The 20878-nt window shown below is 69.5% G+C and carries 20 protein-coding genes and 6 pseudogenes; 14 read left to right on the plus strand and 12 right to left on the minus strand.

Going from position 1 to position 20878, the window contains the following annotated elements:
• Positions 1 to 79 precede the first annotated feature (79 nt).
• Positions 80 to 949 (plus strand): recombinase family protein, encoded by an 870-nt coding sequence (locus tag ACZ60X_RS41370; RefSeq protein WP_469610561.1) that lies wholly within the window; start codon positions 80 to 82, stop codon positions 947 to 949.
• A gap of 47 nt (positions 950 to 996) precedes the next feature.
• Here ACZ60X_RS41370 and ACZ60X_RS41375 read toward each other — a convergent pair.
• Together ACZ60X_RS41375 and ACZ60X_RS41380 are read right to left on the minus strand one after the other, a co-directional pair.
• Positions 997 to 1293: pseudogene (locus ACZ60X_RS41375) on the minus strand (IS30 family transposase); the annotation flags it as partial.
• Positions 1289 to 1450, minus strand: a pseudogene (locus tag ACZ60X_RS41380) (transposase); the annotation flags it as partial. The pseudogenes ACZ60X_RS41380 and ACZ60X_RS41375, both read right to left, overlap by 5 nt.
• Positions 1451 to 1757: 307 nt before the next feature.
• On the opposite strand from ACZ60X_RS41380, the gene ACZ60X_RS41385 reads away from it, so the two are divergent.
• Positions 1758 to 2204, plus strand: coding sequence for a hypothetical protein (locus ACZ60X_RS41385; protein ID WP_469610562.1), 447 nt, complete (start codon positions 1758 to 1760; stop codon positions 2202 to 2204).
• A gap of 651 nt (positions 2205 to 2855) precedes the next feature.
• Here the strand turns inward: ACZ60X_RS41385 and ACZ60X_RS41390 are convergent.
• Positions 2856 to 3455 carry a TetR/AcrR family transcriptional regulator gene (locus ACZ60X_RS41390; protein WP_469610564.1) on the minus strand — a complete coding sequence of 200 codons (600 nt, stop codon included), beginning with the start codon at positions 3453 to 3455 and terminating at the stop codon, positions 2856 to 2858.
• A 101-nt stretch (positions 3456 to 3556) separates the two neighbouring features.
• Here ACZ60X_RS41390 and ACZ60X_RS41395 point away from each other — a divergent pair, with 101 nt between their 5' ends.
• The 7 genes and pseudogenes from ACZ60X_RS41395 to ACZ60X_RS41425 all read left to right on the plus strand — a co-directional run bounded on the left by ACZ60X_RS41395 (position 3557) and on the right by ACZ60X_RS41425 (position 7593).
• A complete protein-coding gene (locus ACZ60X_RS41395; protein WP_469610566.1) occupies positions 3557 to 4468 on the plus strand; it encodes an NADP-dependent oxidoreductase in 912 nt (303 codons plus the stop codon).
• A gap of 398 nt (positions 4469 to 4866) precedes the next feature.
• Positions 4867 to 5412 (plus strand): annotated as a pseudogene (locus ACZ60X_RS41400) (PP2C family protein-serine/threonine phosphatase).
• Positions 5413 to 5626: 214 nt separating this feature from the next.
• Positions 5627 to 5986 (plus strand): alcohol dehydrogenase catalytic domain-containing protein, encoded by a 360-nt coding sequence (locus ACZ60X_RS41405; protein WP_469610567.1) that lies wholly within the window; start codon positions 5627 to 5629, stop codon positions 5984 to 5986.
• Between the two features lie 31 nt (positions 5987 to 6017).
• Entirely contained in the window at positions 6018 to 6458 is a 441-nt protein-coding gene (locus ACZ60X_RS41410) for a zinc-binding dehydrogenase (RefSeq protein ID WP_469610568.1), read from the plus strand.
• Between the two features lie 309 nt (positions 6459 to 6767).
• Complete coding sequence (locus ACZ60X_RS41415; RefSeq protein ID WP_469610570.1) at positions 6768 to 7022, plus strand: hypothetical protein; 255 nt, start codon at positions 6768 to 6770, stop codon at positions 7020 to 7022.
• Positions 7019 to 7393: a PIN domain-containing protein gene (locus ACZ60X_RS41420; RefSeq protein WP_469610572.1), complete on the plus strand. Its 375-nt coding sequence runs from the start codon at positions 7019 to 7021 to the stop codon at positions 7391 to 7393. Before ACZ60X_RS41415 ends, ACZ60X_RS41420 begins: the two co-directional genes overlap by 4 nt.
• A gap of 47 nt (positions 7394 to 7440) precedes the next feature.
• Positions 7441 to 7593: a hypothetical protein gene (locus tag ACZ60X_RS41425; protein WP_469610574.1), complete on the plus strand. Its 153-nt coding sequence runs from the start codon at positions 7441 to 7443 to the stop codon at positions 7591 to 7593.
• A gap of 153 nt (positions 7594 to 7746) precedes the next feature.
• On the opposite strand, the pseudogene ACZ60X_RS41430 reads toward ACZ60X_RS41425, so the two are convergent.
• The 6 genes and pseudogenes from ACZ60X_RS41430 to ACZ60X_RS41455 form a co-directional block, all read right to left on the minus strand.
• Positions 7747 to 8271 (minus strand): annotated as a pseudogene (locus ACZ60X_RS41430) (phosphotransferase); the annotation flags it as partial.
• A 115-nt stretch (positions 8272 to 8386) separates the two neighbouring features.
• A complete protein-coding gene (locus ACZ60X_RS41435) occupies positions 8387 to 8980 on the minus strand; it encodes a YbhB/YbcL family Raf kinase inhibitor-like protein (RefSeq protein ID WP_469610576.1) in 594 nt (197 codons plus the stop codon).
• A 102-nt stretch (positions 8981 to 9082) separates the two neighbouring features.
• Complete coding sequence (locus ACZ60X_RS41440) at positions 9083 to 10915, minus strand: glycoside hydrolase family 15 protein (protein WP_469610578.1); 1833 nt, start codon at positions 10913 to 10915, stop codon at positions 9083 to 9085.
• Positions 10916 to 11201: 286 nt separating this feature from the next.
• Positions 11202 to 11879: a class I SAM-dependent methyltransferase gene (locus ACZ60X_RS41445; protein ID WP_469610580.1), complete on the minus strand. Its 678-nt coding sequence runs from the start codon at positions 11877 to 11879 to the stop codon at positions 11202 to 11204.
• Positions 11876 to 12379, minus strand: a complete 504-nt coding sequence (locus tag ACZ60X_RS41450; protein WP_469610621.1) for a hypothetical protein — start codon at positions 12377 to 12379, stop codon at positions 11876 to 11878. Before ACZ60X_RS41450 ends, ACZ60X_RS41445 begins: the two co-directional genes overlap by 4 nt.
• Positions 12380 to 12381: 2 nt before the next feature.
• The gene (locus tag ACZ60X_RS41455; RefSeq protein WP_469610581.1) at positions 12382 to 13815 is read right to left on the minus strand and encodes a molybdopterin-dependent oxidoreductase; all 1434 of its coding nucleotides are present in this window, start codon (positions 13813 to 13815) and stop codon (positions 12382 to 12384) included.
• Positions 13816 to 14028: 213 nt separating this feature from the next.
• On the opposite strand from ACZ60X_RS41455, the gene ACZ60X_RS41460 reads away from it, so the two are divergent.
• Positions 14029 to 14478, plus strand: coding sequence for a GtrA family protein (locus ACZ60X_RS41460; RefSeq protein ID WP_469610583.1), 450 nt, complete (start codon positions 14029 to 14031; stop codon positions 14476 to 14478).
• Positions 14479 to 14509: 31 nt separating this feature from the next.
• On the opposite strand, the gene ACZ60X_RS41465 is transcribed toward ACZ60X_RS41460, so the two are convergent.
• Positions 14510 to 15880 (minus strand): glycosyltransferase 87 family protein, encoded by a 1371-nt coding sequence (locus ACZ60X_RS41465; RefSeq protein ID WP_469610585.1) that lies wholly within the window; start codon positions 15878 to 15880, stop codon positions 14510 to 14512.
• An 80-nt stretch (positions 15881 to 15960) separates the two neighbouring features.
• Between ACZ60X_RS41465 and ACZ60X_RS41470 the strand changes: the two are divergent.
• The 3 genes and pseudogenes from ACZ60X_RS41470 to ACZ60X_RS41480 form a co-directional block, all read left to right on the plus strand.
• Positions 15961 to 16518: pseudogene (locus tag ACZ60X_RS41470) on the plus strand (NAD-dependent epimerase/dehydratase family protein); the annotation flags it as partial.
• Between the two features lie 20 nt (positions 16519 to 16538).
• Positions 16539 to 17237, plus strand: coding sequence for a glycosyltransferase family 2 protein (locus ACZ60X_RS41475; RefSeq protein WP_469610587.1), 699 nt, complete (start codon positions 16539 to 16541; stop codon positions 17235 to 17237).
• 38 nt (positions 17238 to 17275) lie between these two features.
• Positions 17276 to 17605, plus strand: a pseudogene (locus ACZ60X_RS41480) (DUF2064 domain-containing protein); the annotation flags it as partial.
• A gap of 87 nt (positions 17606 to 17692) precedes the next feature.
• Here the strand turns inward: ACZ60X_RS41480 and ACZ60X_RS41485 are convergent.
• The gene (locus tag ACZ60X_RS41485; protein ID WP_469610589.1) at positions 17693 to 18370 is read right to left on the minus strand and encodes a TetR/AcrR family transcriptional regulator; all 678 of its coding nucleotides are present in this window, start codon (positions 18368 to 18370) and stop codon (positions 17693 to 17695) included.
• Positions 18371 to 18475: 105 nt separating this feature from the next.
• Between ACZ60X_RS41485 and ACZ60X_RS41490 the strand changes: the two genes are divergently transcribed.
• On the plus strand, positions 18476 to 19483 hold the full coding sequence (locus tag ACZ60X_RS41490) for a zinc-binding dehydrogenase (RefSeq protein ID WP_469610591.1): 1008 nt from the start codon (positions 18476 to 18478) through the stop codon (positions 19481 to 19483).
• A 401-nt stretch (positions 19484 to 19884) separates the two neighbouring features.
• Here ACZ60X_RS41490 and ACZ60X_RS41495 read toward each other — a convergent pair whose 3' ends face one another.
• The gene (locus tag ACZ60X_RS41495) at positions 19885 to 20838 is read right to left on the minus strand and encodes an AI-2E family transporter (RefSeq protein WP_469610593.1); all 954 of its coding nucleotides are present in this window, start codon (positions 20836 to 20838) and stop codon (positions 19885 to 19887) included.
• Positions 20839 to 20878: the final 40 nt, after the last annotated feature.

Genomic DNA, 20878 nt, shown 5'->3' on the forward strand with positions numbered 1-20878 from the left:
TCCACCTGCGACGATCATGTTTCATGAGTTGTTGCAAACGACTGGACGTCTGAAACGCACTCATGAAACAGTCCGGGTCGTGAGCGACGACTTCAAGCGCGTGGAATCGCACGACTGCCCGATGTCCACCTGCGCCGCCCCCGCGGGCTCCCCCTGCCGGACCGGCAAGGGCAAAGTGGCCGTCCAATACCACACCGCCCGCTTCCGACTCGTACCCCAACTCGCCAAGGGGCTAAGCGTGCCGACACCCGCCGTACGCAAGCCGGGGTCGGCATGGACTGAGCTGCCCCGGCCCGTGAGTGCCGGCGCGGAGCCGGTCGGGCATGTCCGCCTTGGCTATGCTCGCGCCTCGACCACGCGGCAGTCCCTCGACGCACAGCTCGACTCCCTCGCCCAGGCCGGGGTGACGCGTGTCTTCTCGGAGAAGATCTCCACCCGCGCCACCAAGCGCCCCGAGCTGGAAGCCGCCGTGAAACTCGCCGGGGAGATCCGCTCCTCCGGCGTCGCCGTTACCCTCGTCGTCCACGAGCACAAACGGCTCGGCCGCGGCATCGAACTCGCCATGCTCGCCGAAGAACTGAAGGCGAGCGACGTCGGCTTGGAGTTCCTCACTGGGGAACTGAAGGGCTCGCACGACCCCTCCGGCATCGTGTTCACCGTGCTCGCGGCCATGTCCGGCATGGAACGCGAGTACATCCGCGACCGCACCCTCGAAGGCCACGAGTCCGCCCGCAAGCGCGGCAAGACCATCGGCGGCGCGGGCGTCACCGACGAATCCATGCTGTCCATGGCACTCCACCTGCGCGATCAGGAGATGAGCCTGCGCGACATCGCCAAACGGCTCGTCATCACCACCGGCGCGAAGAAGGGCCAGCACCCCTCACCCGCCACCGTCATGCGGATGCTGCGCGAACACGATGAACAGGCCGCCACAACGGTGAGCGCGTGATCACCCCGCTACTTTGCGGCTGGTGTCTGGGCTAGGACTTCGGCGCCATCATCGGGGAAGTCGCTTCTCAGCCGGTGGGAAATCTGCTCCGGACTCCACGCCGTCGCCCATCTCCTGTCCTGCCGATGCGGCTTGTTCAGGCCCTTCCACGCGGGCGTCTCGGGGCCCGTGACGATCGTGCCGTCGGGTCGGCGGACGCTCCCCTCAAGCCGCTCTTGCACGTACTCACGCAACCTGTCGTTGCCCACGAGCATCGCCGTCTTCGGGCGTTTCGCAGCCTGCTGCGCTTTCCACTGCGCCACCAGCGCGCGGTAGAGCTGCTTCCCGCTCCTGGTCGTCGCGTTCGCCGGCGTCGGCCTCGGCCTGGCGGACCCAGCCGCGCAGGGCCTCCTTGTGGACGCCCAGATCCCTGGCGACGTGCGCGATCGGCCGGCCCGTGGTGCGGACCTCGCGGACAGCCCGCTCACGCAGCTCGTCCGGGTATTTACGTGGTGCTGGCACTGCTCGTGGTTCTCCTTCGGGCCAGGATCATAAGCCTGGCTTCAGGGACTCCACGAAACCGGGATCAGCTCACCTCCTGTTGCTCGGTGGGATTCGACACCCACGAGCTGTGCGGGAGGCCCCGCTTTCATGCCCCGCCAGCCACGAGATCACCCGACCGAGTCGGCGACCTTGAACTCACGCCCACCAAGATCGATACTGCAACGCGGAGACGCTGGCGGAGTACCAGAACCACCGGAGGACAGGGGCCTGGGGGGTCGGTCCGGGGGTCATCGACATCACCAACCAGACGTCCTCCAGTGAGGCGGTGCTGCTGACCGGCATGCACGTGCTGGTCCGGCAGCGGAAGTCGCCTCCTGCCACCGGCATCGTCGTCAGGGACGGCGAGTGCGGAGCAGGGCAGAGCGTCAGGCCGTTCTCGGTCGATCTGGACAAGCCCAACTCGCCTGTCATCGCGCAAAGGGACCTGGGAGGGCCGGGCGACCCGGGACATCCGCCGGTGGCCTTCCCGTTCAAGATCTCGCCGAACGACCCGGAGGTGTTCGAACTCACCGCGGCGGACACCACCTGCGACTGCAGCATTGCTGTCGAGATCGACTGGGTCGCGGCGGGCAAGACAGGAAAGACGATCCTGGACAACGGAGGGGCGGGATTCCGGGTCCTCGCTGCCCCGACAGTGCCCGCCTACAAACCCAATCCCGGCGACTACAAACAGCTGCTGCCCGCGACCTACCAAGAGGCCAACGCCGTATGAGCGGCGGGCCGGAGGAGCTACCCGTCGGCCGCGGACCAGCAGTGGTGACTGCACTGTAGCCGCAAGCACCACGGGCCCCGCACGAGCGTGGCATGCGGGGCCCTCCGCGTGGCTTGACTCTCAAGGGATCTCGTAATTTCCCGGTGAGCCTCCGTGATCAACGGGCACGTGGTCGGCGGCGTGGGTCTGAGAAGACCGGGTCGCACCCGGCCTCGTGGAGGGCGTCGAGCTGGCTCTGGAGTTCTTGCTGAGCTGTGCCGCAACGGGCGTGACCCACCCTCGTGGGCTTCGTCCCGGACTCTGGGGCGGCGGCGTCGATGGCCGGGCCCATCTCCCACGCACGGCCGGTGCCGCGGTCGGCGGGGGTGCGGACTTCGAGCTCGGCGCGGAGCTGGGGTACGAGCATGAAGCGTGGGGTGTGTACTTCGGGGCGACCTTGCCGCCGCGGGTGCTCCAGGTACTTCCGGCGGGGACGGAACAGGTGGGCAGCCGAACTGTTCGACGGCGGTGGCCGGTTCGGCGAGGTCTGGTATGTCGCAGAAGCTATCGCTGGGGCCATTGTGCGAAAGCTGTTTTACGAGAGGTTGTGAGAACGAAGATCGGAGGCAAACCGGACACGGTCCGGCGGGGGCCGCGGCCTCTCGGAACTACTCATTTCTGCGAGCGCGGCGTGACGCGTTCACCCCGAGTTGTGGTGCTGAGCCAGTGGGCGACCACGGCGTCCAGGTAGGCGTCGGTGATGGGGCGGCGATCGAGGAAGCGACGGAACATCACCGGCCCGATGAGGAGGGTCTGCTCTTCAGGGCTGACCTGGTGACCTGAGGGTTCCAGGAGTTGGTTGAGGGCCTCGCGACGGTCCTCGGCGATCCGGGCGAGTGCCTGTGCGCTCACGGGGTCACGATCGGCCTGAGCGGCCAAGGTCATCAGGGCGGTGGCGGTGGCCGAGTCGGACATCCCCTCGCGCAGGCTCTTGAGGAATGCCGTCGCGACCGCGCGCGGGTCCGCGCCAGCCTGCGGGTAGGCGGTGGGCTTGCCTTCCAGGATCAGGTCCACGAGCAAGGCTTCCCGGGTGGGCCAGTGCCGGTAGAGGGTCTGCCGGGTCACGGCGGCCCGCTCGGCCAGCAAGGAGTACGTCAGGCCGATCGGGCCGACGTCTGGCAGCAGGTCGCGTGCGACCGCGAGTACCCGGGCGCGTGTGCGCCGCACCCGGGGGTTGGACAGGTCCGGCCTGGAAGAGATGTCGTCGGTCACTCGACAATCATACAAGTTGTGTGTTTACCCTTGGAGTCATACAACCTGTTCGATTGTGCTGGGCCGCGCCCCGCACCGCCGAATACCCCAGGAGAATCCCCATGCCTACTGCCATCACCTACGACCGCTTCGGCGGCCCGGAGGTCCTCACCGTCTCTGAAGTTGACCTTCCTCAGCCCGCGCCGCACGAGGTGCGCGTTCGGGTCCGCGCCGCCGGCGTGAATCCGCTGGACAACAAGATCCGCCGCGGTGAACTGGTCGGCGTCTTCCCGGCCGAGTTCCCCATCACCCCTGGCCAGGACGTCGCAGGTGTCGTGGACGCCCTCGGCGACTTGGTGACCGGCGTCGCGGTGGGCGACGAGGTCTTCGGCAAGGCCCCAGCCGGCGCGTACGCCGAGTACGCCCTGATGCACGCGCCCGTGCACAAGCCACAGGGCCTGTCATGGGAGCTGGCGGCCGCCCTGCCCACGGTCGGCGAGACCGCCTTCCGCGCACTGGGGCACCTGGACCTCCAGCCAGGCCAGACCCTGTTGATCCACGGCGCCGGCGGCAGCGTCGGTGTGATCGCCGTCCAACTCGCCGTCTCCCGCGGAATCACCGTCATCGGCACCGCCCGCCCAGACGACCTCCAGCGCATCACCGCGCTGGGAGCCGTCGCCCTGCCCTACGGACAGGGCCTGGTCGAGCGGGTCCGCGCAATCGCCCCCCACGGCGTGGACAAAGTCTTCGACACCTCCGGCGCCGGCGTGCTGCCCGAGTCCATCGAACTGACCGGGGGACCGGAACATGTGATCACCATCGCGGACATGAACGCCGCGCAGTACGGGGTGCGCTTCACCGGGGCCGACCCCTCCGACCGTGCCCCCGAAGCACTGCCCGAGCTGGCCGGCCTGGCCGCCTCCGGCAAGCTCACCCTGCCAATCGGGCGCACCTACCCGCTCACCGAAGCTGCGCAGGCTCAGGCCGACGTCGACGCCCGTCGCAGTCGCGGCAAGATCGTCCTGCTGCCCTGACCCTTCCCCACCGAGCCATCGCCCTCGGCGCTGGAGCGGCGCCATCTACGCTCCCGGGCGTCCCCCTGAAAGAATGCCGCCACGCCAACGTCCAGGCTCAAATCACCGCTCTGGTCGTCGTCTCCGGCGTCTGCGCCGGCATCTGCGTGCTGCGGACCGGCGTGAGCGCCAGCCGCACCGGGTGCGGTCCGTCGCCGAGGCGGCGCAGAGCGTGCTGCTGCAGCCCTTGCCCGGCCGCGCCGGCCCGCTGCGGATCGTCGGCCTGTACACATTCCGGCCGAGGAGGAGGCCGATCTGGGTGGGGAGCTGTACGCGGCCGCGCGGACCGACCACCACAGCACCCGGCTTCTCATCGGCGCGTCCGCGGCAGCGGCCTGGCCTCGATCAACAACACCGCCTTGCTGCTCGGCGCCTTCCGCGCGGCCGCCCATCGGCAGGCCACCCTGCCCCGCCTCGCCGTCCACCTGGACGCCGCGTTCCGCTGGGACAGCAGCCAGTGGCGCTCGCAGATGGAGCAGGACACCGACGAGGACTTCGCCACCGCGATCCCGCTCGACATCCCCGACCACCAGCCGGTCGCCCACCTCATCAACTGCGGCCACCCACCGCCGCTGCTCCTGCGCGGCACTCACCTCACCCCCCCCTCACGCCGGAGGCGAGCCACCTTCTGATTCGGACTCGGCGGCACCTTCGGCATCACCGCCTACGACGTCCAGACATTCCCGTTCGAGGTCGGCGACCTTCTCCTCCTCTCCACGGACGGCGTCATCGAAGCACGCGACAGCGCCCACCTGTTCTACCCGCTCACCGAACGGGCGCCCGCGTGGATCAAGGACGACCCCGACGAGTTCCGGCGCGCTCTCCACGACGACCTGCTGGCCCACGTCCAAGGCCACCTGAACGACGACGCGGCCGCAGTCGCGATCCGCCGCCTGGCCCTCTGATTTTCGGTCCTGGTCACCCCCGGGGAGGAACGACTCTCGAAGGATGGTCAGCCGCCGGGAATCTTCCCGGGGGCGGGCGTAGCGTGGAGTGACGGAGTCAGGGGGGTGCGCTGCGGCGAACGGTCCTGATCACGTCCCCGCCGAGGCCGCGCGACACCAGCACGCCGAGCCGTCTCGGGCGCTGTGAGACGGAGAGCCACACATGCCTCGATCGATGCGCGCGCTCGTAGCCCTGGAGGCCGGTGAACCCGCCAATGTACTGCGGCTGGAATCCCGGCCTGTGCCGACGTCGAAAGCCGGTCAGGCACTGATTCGGGTGAAGGCGACTCCTGTGCACGCCAGTGATCTGCACGTGCTGCGCGGCCGTTACGGGTTCTCCCCCGAGTTCCCCGCTGTCGGGGGCTACATGGAATGTGTGGGTCACATCGAATCCCTGGGCCCGGACACCGAGGGACTGAAGGCCGGTGAGCGCGTGGTGGCCGCCGCGATTCCGGCTGTACCCGGGCCCCCCGTCGCCGGCACCTGGCAGGAATACCTCGTGACCGACGCCCGAGATCGCAGCGCTCGGCGGTGACGCGGTCATCTGCACCGAGGACGAGGACCTCATGCAGCGTGTGGCCGAGACGGCGGGACCGGCCGGCGTGCGCAAGGCCGTCGACTGTGTCGCCGGTCCCGTCGGCGCCCAGGTGTCCCAGGCACTGGCTCCTGGAGGAGAGCTGGTGGTTTACGGCGCTCTCTCCACCCACCGGCAGACCGACCCCGCGGCACTGACGATCCCGCTGCAGGCACGCTCGGTCATCTACGAGACCAAAACAGTCCGTGGCTTCTGGCTGAACCGCTGGTTCGGCACCGCCTCACCCGAAATCGTGCGGCGCACGCTGGCCCGGGTCCGCGATCTCGTCGCCGACGAGGTCCTGAGCATCCCCCAGGGGCGCCCCTTCCCGCTCGCACGCTTCGCCGAAGCCGTCGCGCTCGCCGAAGCACCTGCCCACGGCCCCAAGCCACTGTTCGTCTTCGAAGGCGGCCGGACCGAGGACGAGGGGTAGGAAGCGGCCCCCGATGCGGCCACGGTGTTCCGGAGCCACCGGATGAAGCCTCCACCGTTGGGCCGGCACGGTACGCCGGTATCGACTCATCACGAGAGGGTGCAAGCCGCCGGTGGGACCACACGCATCCCAGGTCAGCGTCCAACATGCCGCAAGGACACCGCGCAGAACGTCCAGAGCTCCTATAACACCTGCTCAGGCGCTACCTTGCGGGCCATCTACCGCGCACATGGGCCAACTAGCGTGCTCACTCACACCAGCCGTTCCCATACCGGCTCCCGGGGTGTCTACCGGCGGTAGAATCCTCCCATGAGCAAGCCGACCAGCATCAAGACGAGCGAGCGGGTACGCGATCGGCTCCGCACGCTCGCCGAGGAACGCGGAACCACCATCACCGAGCTGCTCGAAGAACTCGCGGGGCGTGAGCTGACGCTGGCCGAGCGGGAACAGCGCGCCGTGGAGGCCGCCCAGGAGCTCGGAGTCGAATACACAGAGCATCTGCAGCAGGCCGGCCAGGACGCCTGGGCGAAGATCCGCGCCCATCAGGGCGGCACCACCGCATGAACCTGACCGCCGTCCTGGACCATACTGCTCTGGCCGCCCTGTACCGTGCCGATCCGTTCTTCACCGGCCTCTATATCGAGGCCTCGCGCGGCACCGGCCGCGTCATCATCCCGTCGCTGTCCATCCTGGCGGCGGAACGCCAAGTGGCCGGTGCGGGCAAGCATGCCGCGTCCCTGCGGTTCGCGGAGAACGTGCCATTCACTGCGGCGCACGCTGTGGACGCGATGGACTGGACAAACGTGGACTGGCCGGTGGCGCACGCGGCGGCAATCGCCTGGCAGGCGGTGAAGGCGGGAGAACCACTGACTGTCCTGTCGCTGGAACCCGAACTGTACGCGCGCACCGGCATTACTCCGCTGAACCCCACCTGACCTGGCCGTGCCGGCCGTTCCACCTCGTGATCCGGCGGGAGACTCACGTGTCCGAGGACACCACCGCTGCCTTCCGTGACTTCCTTGCCAACGTTGCTGACGTACCAGGGGAGCGGTCGATCACCGACCGTCTGGATACGATTGAGCGGGTTCTGTTCGCTCTCGCGCGTGCGCAGGGCGTCGATCCGGACACTCTCTGAGCCTGCCCGCTTGAACGGCTGCGGCCCGCGAACACGTCAGGTGTTGATGGGGATGCCCGAAATCCGAAATTAATTCCCCAGGGTCTGCTCGATTCCCCACTTGGTTGAGCGGTAAACGATGAGGTCGAGGCCGCGCCCCGGACCGCCTTGGGCTCAGCCCAGCGCGTCCATCAGGGAGGTGACATAGGCATCAAGCCGCTCCTCCACGGCTCGTGTCGTCAGCTCGGTCCGTCCTGCCTGCCGCCACGGCTGAGCCACCGACTGCCCTTCCTCCGAGAACGCCAGTGGCTCCCGCACCTGCCAGTACAGCCGCTCGTCCGCGGCCGCGGCCAGCCTCCCGCCGGCCTCCTGGTACGCCTCGGTGAAGCGCAGGCCCCACACCGGGCCGTGCAGCAGCGCGAGATTGGTGGCACAGTGCGCCACGTCGAGGTCCGCCGGGCCTCAGGAGGCCGCCGCCCAGTCGACGACGCCGGTGATCCGGGCGCCCGCGGCACCGGCCGGGTCCTCGGGCGGCAGGTCAAACAGCACGTTGGTGGGCTGGAAGTCCCGGTGCAGGAACCGCCCTTCGTAGCGCGGCGCGGGCTTGCGGATCACGTCGATGGCGGCGGCCCAGACCGCGGCGTCGGTGCCCTGGGGGATCACAACCGTGTCGGCGGTCGTCAGCGCCACGTGGGCGCGGGTGAGCAGGGCCCGGGGCCGAGCCTCGGCCAGTCTGTCACATTACAGACTTACGCGATCTTTCAGGCACCTTCACGACGCCCGGTATGGGGTTGCCTGATCGCTGAATCTTGCGTCAGTGGCGTGTGTAGGGGACCACGAGCATCGCCGAGGCGAAGGCTCGCCGCTTGATCTCTTGCAGGGTCCGGGCAGGCGGTGTGCTGCCGTTGAAGGAGGTGGGCATCGGTTCGTGGAGCGCGTACAGCGTCAGCTGGTACGTGTGGGTGCTGCCGTGGGGTGGGCATGGTCCGTCGTAGGTGGCCTCGCCGAAGTCGTTGAGTGCCTCACGGGCGCCTGGGAGAAGGTGGTGGGCGCTGATTGCGTGGGTGCTTGGGGGGATTCCGAGCTGGAGCCAGTGAATCTTGTGGTTATTGAGGTCGACCATGGTCAGGGCGAGTTCCCGTGTTCCGGTCGGCACGTTCGCGAAGTTCAGACCTGGTGAGTAATCCCTTGGATCGTCGCAGGTCATGAGCGAGGTGAAAGCTCCGGTGCGGTCGAATCCCTGTCCCCGGGTGAGGGTGAGGGGTCCGGCGGGCACAGTGGTGGGGCGTGTGGTGGCCGTGGAGGACGTGTGTGAGCCGGGGGCGGGCTGTGATGTGCCGGAGCAGGAAGCGCACGCGAGCAGTGCCGCCGTGGCTGCGACGGTTGCCAGGGTTGGGTGTCCTCGCATGCGGCCCACTGTAGAGAGGCGGGTGCGCGGGGTGAGTCATCCACGCTGGTCCGCCCCAGTGGCGTATGTGCGGCAGTCCCTGATCCGTGTCGGGGACCGGTCTTACTCGACTCCTTGCGATGGGGGCTGCTGCTCGGCGTCGCGGATGGCGCGGGCGGCGTTGATGAGTCCGATGTGGCTGAAGGCTTGGGGGTAGTTGCCGAGGGCTTCTCCCGTGGCGGGGTCCGTCTCCTCGGCAAGCAGGCCGACGTCGTTGGCGTGTGCGAGGGCGGCCTGGAACACCTGCCGGGCACGGACGGCATGCCCGGTCAGGGCGAGAGCGTGGGCGAACCAGAAGGTGCAGAGCAGGAAGGCTCCTTCCGCTTCGTCGATCTCGTCGCCGAGGTAGCGGCGGATCAGGCCGTTGCGGTCGGTGAGCTGTGTGGCGACGGCGAGGACGGTGGACTGGACGCGGGGGTCCTGTGGCGGCAGGAAGCCGACGATGGGCAGCATGAGTGCGGAGGCGTCCAGTTCGTCGCTGCCGAATGCCTGGGTGAAGGCGCCCGTACGGGGGTTCCAGCCGCGTTCTTCGATGGCTTGGCGGATCTGGTCTCGCTCGTGGCGCCAGTGGGGTACGCGTTCGTGGGCTTGGAGGGCTGGGGCCATGGTGATGGCGCGGTCCAGGGCGACCCAGCACATCAGTTTCGAGTGCAGGAAGTGTCTGCTGGGTCCGCGTCTCTCCCAGATGCCCTGGTCGGGCTCGGTCCAGCGTCGGGCGGCTGTGTCGGCCGCTTGGACCAGGAAGGCGCGGGTGGGCGGGTCCAGGCGCTGTCCGGGTGGGAGGCATTCGTGGGCGGCGTCGAGGAGTTCGCCGTAGACGTCGAGTTGGCGTTGGCGCCAGGCGTCGTTGCCGATCCGAACGGGGCTGCTGTTGCGCCAGCCGGTCAGGTGGGGTAGGAGCCGTTCGCTCAGATCGCGTTCTCCGCCGATGCCGTACATGATCTGCAGGTCGGCGCCGCGGTCGAGTTGGGTTGCCGCGGCCCGGGCGAGGAAGTCGAAGAACCGGTTCTTCTCCTTCTCGCAGACGGCCGTGGCGAGCGCTTGCAGGGTGAAGCTCGCGTCGCGGACCCAGGTGTAGCGGTAGTCCCAGTTGCGCATCCCGCCCGGTGTCTCGGGCAGGGAGGTGGTGGCCGCGGCGACGATGGCCCCGGTGGGAGCGAAGGTGAGGGCTCTCAGCACGCGCCCGCTGTGACTCACCTCGTCCTGCCAGGGGCCGACGTAGCCGCGGTGGAGCTTCGACCAGGAGCGCCAGCCTTTGATGGTGTCGGACATGCGGCGCCGGATCCGCCCTGCCCGCCAGCCCACCGGCTCTCTTTCCCACGCCGCCCCGACGTGCAGGGCGAACCCGAGGCGGTGCCCCGCCGAGAGCGGGATGCTGCCGTGAGCTGTGGAGCCGCTCACCCGCAGGTCGATGGGGCTCGACAGCAGCAGGACATGGGCGCCCCCGTACGCCGTGAGCCCACCTCGCACGGCGGAGAGGAGTGGATGGATGAGTCCGAATTCCGGGCGCGGCGCGTAGGCGATCTCGATGGCCACCTGCCCTTCGGTGCAGGTGATCTGCCGCAGGAGCGTTCCGGGGGACGCGGTGCCGAGCGCGTGCCCGCGTTCGCGCCGTCCCAGGGCGAGGGCATCGCGCAGGACCGCCGTGCCTCCGGGCGTGCGGAAGACCGTCTCCAGAACGAGGGTGTCCTCGATGTAACGGCGGCTGATGTCGACCGGGCCGGTGACAGGGCGGATGGACCAGTGGCCGGCGTTCTCGTCGAGGAGCCGGGCGAAGATCGCCGGGCTGTCGAACCGGGGCAGGCACAGCCAGTCCACCGAGCCGTCGAAGGTGACCAGCGCGGCCGAGCGGCAGTCGGACAGCAGGGCGTGGTCACCGATGGGTCGCGTGCTCATGCGTGGCAGCCGGTCCATCCGGGGCCGGACGCGGCCCGGCCGGGACAACGTGGGTAGTTGCCTGTGCCGCAGGTCTCTCCAGGTGCCTGACGGGTGTCATGGATTCCAGCCTCCCTGAACAGCGGATTCACCTCCAGCCAATCAGCACGATCGACGCATAGCACGTGTCGGTTGCCGGCAGTTGTCCCGACCGGGTGGCACGGTCTGGTGCCGCGCCCTGCGCTCGCCGTCCGGTCGGCGTACGTCATGTCTGCCCGCAGCCGCGTGGCGAGGCGGCCCCGCTTCATCAGCGAGGTCCCGAGGTCGAGTCCTGGCGGGCGAGGGCGAGGAAGCGTCGGTGGTCGTATCTCCACTGGTCGGTGACGCTGAGGGCAAGGTCCTGGGCGATCCTGTGGAGGGCTGGTGCTCCCAGGCGTGCCCAGGGAAACGGCGGGCCCTCGTGGCCCTGGATGTCTTCGAACCGGGCGGTGCAGCGCTCCTCGACATCGGCCGTGTCGACTTCGACGAGGAGGAGCCCCGTCGGGGCGGTGAGCTGGATACAGCGGCCCGGTAGGGCGCGTGGGTCGCCGCCGATGCCGATGTTGCCGTCGATGAGTAGGACGGTCTGCCAGCCTCCCTCGGCCGGTAGCCGGTCGAACACCGATCGGCACAGTGCGATCCCGCCGAGGGCGACGGTATGGGCCGCCGCGCGGGGGGTGACGTCGACGCCGAGCGCGAAGACTCCGCGACTCAGGAGTGCCCGGCACAGCCGGCCCGGGCCGCAGCCGACGTCGAGAACGGGGCCGACGCAGCGATTGAGCACGGATTCGTCGGCCCCGGTGGGATGCGCGTACCAGCGGTGCACCGGCATCCGGATCCGGCACCCGTCCGCCAGCCGCAGGTACACCGGTCCGTGGCCGGTCCGCAGGGCGAGCGCATAAGGGTCTCCTCCGGCGCAGGGCGAGCCGTCCTCGTCGGCCGTCACGATGCAGCGTCGTGACCTGGTGCAGGTCGTTCCTCGTCGGCGTGGGCGGCCCGCCGGACGCGGCGGAGCTTGAGAGCGAAGGCCACGGCGGAGGCGGCGAAGAGCACGGCGGTGATGGCCAGCCACCGGCCGAGGTAGACGTCCATGGACAACCCGGTGGCACCCGGGTAGGGGATCGAGAGGGCGAAGACGAGGGGGAACCAGACGAGCAGGAGCACACCCGAGAGAAACGTGGGCACGCGCAGGTAGTTGATCCACGGCGGTTGTGGCATGCGGGTGGCGCGATGCCCCAGGACAGCGTGTGCCGACAGGTCGGCGAGCGAGTACAGGGGCAGCAGGAGCAGGTCGTGGAGGACCGCCGCGCCGACGAACCAGACCGCGACCTCGAGCGGGCGGACGGCGAACAGGCGCACCATGGCGTAGCCGGTGATCGCGAACGAGGCGATCAGGACGAGAAGGTGCAGGGGGCCGGAGCCGTACCAGCGGACGAAGCGTGGCATGGTCACGTCCTGAAGGTGAGCCGGTGCACCCACTTGGTGTTGTTCACGCCGGGGTTGGCCGGGACGATGACGCGGGCTGGGTAGCCGTGGTCGAGCGAGAGGTCCGCGCCGTTGACGTGCAGGGCGAGCAGCGATCGAGGGTCGTGGATCTGGTTGCCTCGCAGGACCACCGAGCTGTAGGGGCCCGATGGTTGGACGGACTCCACCAGGACGCTTCCGGCGGCGGGGAGGCCCGCCAGGGCGGCGAGGTCGGCCAGGCGAAGGCCGCTCCACTGCTGGTTGGGGGTGGACCACCCTTCCACGCAGGCGATCGGCAGTGCGGCGGCGTGCTGGGGCATCGCGAGGAGTTGTGCGCGGGTGTAGACGAGTGTCGGGCCGGGGCCGTGGATCTCCAGCCGCCAGGCGGGGCCGACGTGCGCGGGGGTGACGCCGACGGAAGCGGCCGTCTTGTTGATCTGGAAGCTGTTCGGGCCGCTGCCCGGAGTACGGTTGTGCGGAGCGAGAAGGGCGGTGGCGCGCAGCCGGCCGCCGATGCTCTGTCCTGCGGTGACCACGAGGAGGAGCAGCGATCCGCCCCCCACCATGGCGAGCGCGCCGCGCCGGGTCATCGTCGGCGGCGCGGGAGCGGTCGGGACCAGGCCGTCGGGGTCGGGGGGTTCGGGCCGTGTGTGGGCGAGGTCGGTGCGCAGTTCCGCTGTCAGGCTGCGGGAGCGCAGGGCGCGGGTCATCCGGCGGAGTCTGAGGCTCACGTGGACGACGAAGGCGGCGATGAACACCCAGGCGCCGTAGAAGTGCAGGGTGTAGAAGGAGCCGGGAAAGACGTAGAAGAGCTGGATGTTGAAGATGCCGGTGACGAACTCGAAGATCACCCCGCCGACCAGCATGAGCAGGGACAACCGCTCCAGCCCGTGGGCGATGGAGCGGACCGGCAGCCACTCGAACAGCTTCGGGATCACTGACCACAACTTGGCCAGCAGTACGGGCACGAGGACCACGCCGAGCGTCACGTGCACGCCCTGGGTCAGCCGGTACAGCCAGTAAGGATGGGTGGGCCAGGCGAAGACGTAGAAGCCCAGCAGGCCCTTATCCGAGGTCTGGTCGTTCAGCGCGCCGAGGCCCGGGTTGTAAGAAGCGTAGGAGAGCATCCCGGTGACGAAGAGCAGCGGGATGCCGATCAGCAGCACGAGGCCGAACACGGACGTCAGCCAGGGCCCGCGCAGGGGACTGCGCCAGAAGCCGGGACGGAACGGCCCCGGGGGCGCAGGAGTCTGCTCGACCCGCCGCACAAGGGCCCGGGCACGAGCGGCCCCCTTGGCTGCCCGCGCCGCCGCGGCAGCGCGGACCCGCTCGAGGCGCCTGTGCGCATGGCCCTCGTCCGATCTCGGGCCCTGCGGCCCGCCGGAGCCCGGGGCCATCGGCCGTCCGCCACTGTCCATCGGCCGCCGCCTCCTCTGTTCCGGGCCGACCTCCAAAGGGGTGGATCGAATCCCACCGCGCCGTCGGTGCCTGTCAGGTCGTCAGCCATAAAGTGACACAGATAGGGTCGGCTTCCGGCACCTGACGTGCATGCAGTGTCCGTCGCCAGCCGGACGGTTGAACCGGCGCTGCGCACGGCTCGACGCGTCGCACGGTGGCCTCATGATGGTGGGGTGCGACGCCCCAGCGCACGGCACAGCGCCTTCGCCTTCCCCCGGCCCGGCCGCACCACGCTGACCAGACAAGTGCTCTGGTTCGTCGTGATCGGTGTCGCCTCCACGGCGGCCCAGGCCCTGCTGTACTGGGTTCTGCGCCACTGGTCACCGCCCATCCTGGCAAATTTCGCCTCCCTTCTTGTCGTCACCGTCCTCAACACGGAGGCCAACCGCCGGCTGACCTTTCGCGGGTCCGCGGTCCGGGCCCTGCCGGCGCATCTGGCCGCGGGTGGCCTGTTCGTCCTGGCGTATCTGGTCACCTCGGGCGCTGTCCTGCTCTTCCGCCACTACCGGCCCACCGCCTCACCAGCGGCGGAGACCCTGGTGCTCGGGCCGAGCTTCGCGCTGGTGACCGTGGTGCGCTTCACCGTCTTGCGGATGGTCGTCTTCAGACGCCGCCACCGATGACCCCTCGTCCCGATGGGGCCGGCACCCGCGCTCACGCACCGTCCTGCCGCCTGTCTACGCGGCCACGCGCCCGCGCCCGGACGACTGCACCAGCGAGCACCGTCACGGCGGCCACCGCGTACGCGGAGACCTGAACGCCGTGCCACTGCAGTGCGTCCGCGACATACAGCACGGTGCCCGCGGCAGCGATGGCGAGCCACTCCCACGGGCCGCCCATTGCCACGAGGGCCACGACGAGCAGCGCATACCAGTAGTACGCGGGTGAGGTGAGCAGCAGCGCAGTACCCGTGACCAGCAGCGATCCGTGCCACGGCCGCTCCGGATCGCCGCGCCGCAGGACGTACCAGGCGCTGAGCGCCACCAGTGCGACGGCGGCCGGACCGGCCCACGCGTCCGGCAGCGCCAGCCGCAGCAACGCGAACCGGCCAACGTCACCTGGCTGGTACCCCTCCTCGCGCAGATAGCCGGGGAGATAACCCAGGACCGCGGAACCGGATGCCAGCAGGTACGGCAGATAGGCGAGCGCCACGACACCGACGGCGAGCAGCACGCTCGCCGTGTGCCGCAGCCGGGCACGCGCATGCCCAGGGGCCAGCGCCCCCGACAGCGCACCGGGGAGGGCGAGCACGGGCAGCAGCTTGACGGCGATCGCCGCCCCGAGCAGCGCTCCCCGGCGTGCTCCCACGGCCGTCCCGAGCGCGGCCACTGTGAGCAGCACTCCGAGCGTGTCCACATGGGCGTCATTGACTGCGGCGAACGGCACCGCCGGGCACCATGCCCACAGTGCCACCCGCCGCGGGTCACCACGCGTATGCCGCTGCACCAGCAGCAGCGCTACCGTCGTGGCGACGGCGAGCACTGCACCGGCGAGTTGCAGTGGCTTGTGCCGCCCGCCTGCCGGAGAGACGGCGTGCACCAGCAGGAACCACCCCTCGGCCACGGGCGGATAGATCGTGTGTTCGGACGGCCTGTTGATGTGCGTGCACATATCCGCCACCCAGTGGAGGTCCCACCTGCGGCACGCGGTCCCGACGGGGAAGAGCCACGGATCACGCAGCCGGGCAAGCTGTGGCGCGTTCGGCGGGTAGGCGTACGGGGAGATCCCCGCGCTCTGCACGCGACCGTCCCACGCGTAGCGGTACATGTCGTCGCTGGTGCGCGGTGAAGCCGAGAGCGCCGCCATACACAGGGCGATCCCCCCGACCAGGATCAACGCCACGGCGGTACGCACCGGCACGCGGCGCACCATCCACGCCGCTCCGGCGAACAGCACCCACGCGGCGGCATACCAGTACAGCAGCGCAGCCGGATGGCCGAGATCACCGCCGATGCGGACCGTCGCGGCGACGACGGCGACGAGGGCGGCGAGCAGTGCCGTGGCGCAGAGCGTGCGTACTCCCACACTCGCCACAGTGGCAGCTGCCAGCGCGTCGGCAGGCCTCGCGGCGCCGCGTGTCCTGATCCAGCCGTAGCCTCGAAGGCATGCTCGTCCTTGTCACAGGAGGGGCCGGATTCATCGGCTCCCACATCGTCCGGGCTCTCATCGAGGCCAGGCACGGGGTGCGCGTGTGGGACGTGCGGCCCCCCGAGCCGCCGCAGTTCCCGCCCGGCGTCGCGTTCGTGTGCGGCGACGTGCGGGACCGGGCGGTGGTCGAGGAGGCGCTGCGCGGGGTGGACGCGGGCTGCCACCAGGCGGCGATGGTCGGCCTGGGCCGCGACTTCGACGACGCGCCCGCCTACGTGGGGTGCAACGATCCGGGCACCGCCGTCCTGCTCGCGGTCATGGCCCGGCTGCGGGTCAGCGAGCTCGTCCTGGCCGGCTCGATGGTGTACTACGGCGAGGGACACTACGACTGCGCCCGCCACTGGACCGTCCGGCCTGGTCCGCGCCTGGTGGCCGACCTGGACGCCGGACGGTTCGAGCCCGTCTGCCCGCGCTGCGGCGATCCGCTCACCCCCGGCCTGGTGCCGGTGCACCTGGCCGCCGCCTGGGCCCGGGCCACCGGCGGCCGGGCGGCCGCCCTGCGCTACCACAACATTCTCTTCGTACGCTGAAAGACGTGACCGATAGGCATCGGCCCCTGGCGGACGTCGTACTCCCGTGCCTGAACGAAGCGGCCGCCCTGCCCTGGGTGCTGGAGCGGATCCCGCCCGGCTGGCAAGCCATTGTCGTCGACAACGGCTCGACCGACAGCTCCGCCGAGCTCGCAGCGTCGCTGGGCGCGCACGTCGTCGGCGAACCGGTACGCGGCTTCGGCGCCGCCTGCGCGGCCGGGCTGCGCGCCGCCACCGCGCCCGTGGTCTGCTTCTGCGATTGCGATGCCTCCCTCGACCCGGGGCTGCTGCCGTCCCTCGCCCAGCCCGTCCTGGACGGTGAGACGGACCTGGTGCTCGGGCGGCGCAGGCCGACGACGCACGGCGCCTGGCCGATGCACGCCCGGCTCGCCAATCGCGAGCTGGCCCGGCTGATCCGCCGCCGCACCGGCCTGCGCCTGCACGACCTCGGCCCGATGCGGACAGCCCGCCGGGAGGCCCTGCTCGAGCTGGACCTGACCGACCGCAGGTCGGGCTACCCGCTGCAGATGGTCGTCCGCGCCGCCGACGCCGGATGGCGGGTGCGCGAGGTCGACGTACCGTACTACCCGCGCGCCGGCCGTTCCAAGGTCACGGGTACCTGGCGTGGGACCTGGTACGCGGTGCGCGACATGAGCGCGGTGCTCAGCGAGCCGCCGCGGAGCCCGGCAGGAGCACCCCGGTGAGCGGCCCGGCCGGGATGACGCCCGTGAGCGCGGACGGGCTGACCGCGCTGTTGGTGATCGCCAAGAAGCCGCGGCCTGGGCACGTCAAGACCAGGCTCACCCCGCCGTTCACCCCTGCACAGGCGGCCGCTCTGGCGGAGGCAGCGCTCGCCGACACCCTCGAGACCGTGCTGCGCTGCCCGGCCCGCCGCCGAGTGCTCTTCCTGGACGGCGTGCCCGGACGCTGGCTGCCGCCTGGTATCGAGGTGGTCCCGCAGGCATCCGGCGGCCTGGACGAGCGGCTGGCCGCCGCCTTCGCCGCCGTAGCGGACGGCCCCGGCCTGCTGGTCGGCATGGACACCCCACAGCTCACCCCGAAGCTTCTTACCGCCGGGTGGGGCCAGATCAACTTCGTACCTTCTGGAGCCACTTCTGAGCCGTGCCGTGGAGCCCAATAGTGAGGTGATTACAAACAGTCACCCCGATGATGCCGTGCGTGTCGATCGTGTAAGGCATCGGGTGGTCACGTTGTCCACGATGTGTTCAGCTATGCCGGGCGGCCACGGGAAGGCGCGGGCCACGAGTCGCTGGTGCGCGTAGCCGTGTAGGAAAACCCAGATGGTGACGGCCTCGGTGAACGGGTCGGAAGGAGTCGGAGGAGTCGGTGTATCAGTGCCCGCGCAGGCTCGAACGGCGTTGGTGAACACCGAAAGGGCGCCTTGACCGAGGGTGTCGACCACATGCTGGTCGACGGTTCCGCGTTCGACAGCCGCGGTTGCGTCCCATTGGCCGCTGAACATGACGTGATAACGACCGGGGTGTCGTTCGGCGTAGTCAAGATAGGCTCGGCAGACCGCGCGGAGTCTTTCCGCCGGCACTGTGATGCCGTCGCCGGCCGCGGTCAAGTGGTCGGCCAGGTCGGCGAATGCTTGACGAGCGACCGCGAGCAGGATCGCGTCGATGTCGGCGAAGTGCGCATAGATCGCCGGGGGGCTTACCCCGATCATGCGGGCCAGGCCGCGCAAGGTGAGCCCGTCGGCGCCAGTGTCGTCGACGATGCCGAGAGCAGTCGTGACGATCTGCTGGCCCAGCAGGACTCCTGAGCCACGTGGATTGCGTACGCGTTTCGTCGGCGTGGGCGGCGATGGGGTCATACGAGCACCGTACAAGATGACTTGACGCCCGTAAATAAACGCCGTTAACTCATCGGTGTGAGCCCAAGGACACAGACACGCGCCATTGATCGAGGAGACGAGCGGATGAAGACAGTGCAGATGGTCCTGCCGTCGGTCGGTGAACCCGAGGTGATCGAACCGCGGCTCACCGAGCTTGATCCGATCACAGCCGGTCAGGCCCGAGTGCGCGTGACGGTGACCGGGGTGTCCTTCGCCGAGCAGGCCATGCGCCGGGGCAAGTACTACCAGCAACCGGCGTTTCCCTTCGTCCCCGGCTACGACCTCGTCGGCGTCATCGAAGAACTCGGCGAGAACGCCCCGGTCGGCCTTGCCCCCGGCCAACGCGTCGCCGCCCTGACCAAGGTCGGCGGCTGGGCCGAGCACGTCGTCCTCGACGCCGCCGACCTCGTCCCGATACCGGATGCCGTGACCGATCGCGACGCCGAGACCGTCATCATCAACGGCCTGACCGCGCTGCGCGTCCTCCGCCTGATCGACGCCCGTCCGGGGTCCACCGTCGTCGTGCTCGGCGCGGCCGGCGGGGTCGGGTCGGTGCTCGTCCAACTAGCGCTGCACGCCGGCCTGCACACCATCGGCACCGCCGGACCCAGCCAGCAGGAGCGCCTGCGCGCCATGGGAGTCATCCCGATCGACTACCGCTGCGAAGACCTCGCCCAACGCGTACGCCAACTAGCACCCACCGGCGTCGCCGGAGTCGTCGACCACGTCGGCGGCCCCGGCATCCACACATCCTGGCGCATGCTCGCCCGCGGCGGACACCTCGTCAGCCTCAGCGACATGAGCGTCGCCGACGCCAAGCACCCGGTGATCCCGTTCATGCGCCACTACCTGCGGCTCCAACGCTGGAACATCCTGCCCAACGGCCGGCACGCCACGTTCTTCGACATCTGGGCCGGCCACCGCGACCTGGACGCCTTCCGACGCCGGCTCGGCGAAGACCTGCGAATCCTGTTCGGTCACCTCGCCGCCGGGGAACTCACCGCCCCTATCGACTCCGTCTATCCACTCGACCAGGCTGCCACCGCTCTCCGGCGGGCCGAACAGGGCGGACTCGCCGGCAAATCTTCCTGATCCCCTCATAAGCACCGATCGAGCGGCGCGGCTGTCGTCGGTTCACCACTGACGACTGGCGACTGACGGCCGACGAGTGCCGTGCCCGCGCCGACCGCAAGCCCGCACCAGGGATGCCCCGGACATCCGGATCTGCCGCGTTCCCGGCGCCCACCCCGCCCATCGACTACTCAGCGTGAGTGGTGGACGTGGCTCGCCGGGCCCACTCCGTCGCGGCGTCCCGAGTGCTACACGTCCCTACCGACAACGGCACGGATCAGAATCACTGGTAAGGATCAGATACGGATCAGGTCCAGTGAGAAAGGGTCACCTTCACTGAGACCTCACAACCACTGTTTCCCGAGTTTTCGCGAGCCTCACCCCATGTGCCCCAGTTACCTGCAGGTCCGGCGGCCGGGTGGTTATGAGGCGTCGGTGCGAGGGAAGAGGTATTCGTCCAACAGGATTCCGATGGCGACGGCAGCTGGTACGGCGATCAAGGCGCCGATGATGCCCAGCAGGGCGCCGCCGGCGAGGACGCCGACGACGGTGACGACGGGATGCACGTCGACGGCGTACTTCATTGCGCGGGGCATGATCAGGTAGTCCTCGGCGAGGCGGAAGCCGACGTAGAAGCCGGCTGTGGCACCGGCGATCGGCAGGGACACCGACAAGGCGACCAGGCTCACCGCCACCCCGGCGATAGTCGAACCGACGACGGGGATCAGGTCCATCAGAGCGACGAAGAACCCCAGGGCGGCCGGATACGGTACGCCAACCGCCGCGCACCAGGCGAAGGTCGCCAGACCGGCGATGCCCGAGGTGGCCAGGTTGGCCAGCATGAATCGGCCGGTCCGGGCCAGGATCTCGTCCGTCACCGTCTCGACCCGTGCGCGCCTGCTGGCAGGGACGAAGCGGAAGCCGAACTGCTTGATCACTGGCAGAGCGACCATGAGGTAGATGGTCACCACGACCACGATGACCGCCGATGTCACCAGACTCAGCACCATCTTCCCCGCCCCCAGCAGACCACCGAGCAGGCCAGTGCCACCGGAGGAGAGCGCACCGCGGACCCTGGACACCAGATGGTAGCGATCCTCCAGATGGCCGAGGAAGGTATGCCGGTCGTGGAGTTGCGTGAGCCAGTTCGGGATCGCCTTGATCAAAGCGTCGACCTCGTCCGTGACGGGCTGGGCGATCAGGACCACGAACCCCGCAAGGCACAGCGCGAAGACCGTGAGGACGACGAAGACCGCCCAACCGCGCCGTACGCGGCGCCGGGTGAGCAGGCCGACCAGCGGCTCCAGGCCGATGGCGATGAAGACGGCTGCCAGGAAGAGGGTCAGCAACTCGCCGATCTGCAAGACCGTGTTCACCACTAGCCAGGCCAGCGTCGCGCCGAGTCCAAGACCGAAA

This window comes from Streptomyces sp. NPDC104106, assembly GCF_055584345.1.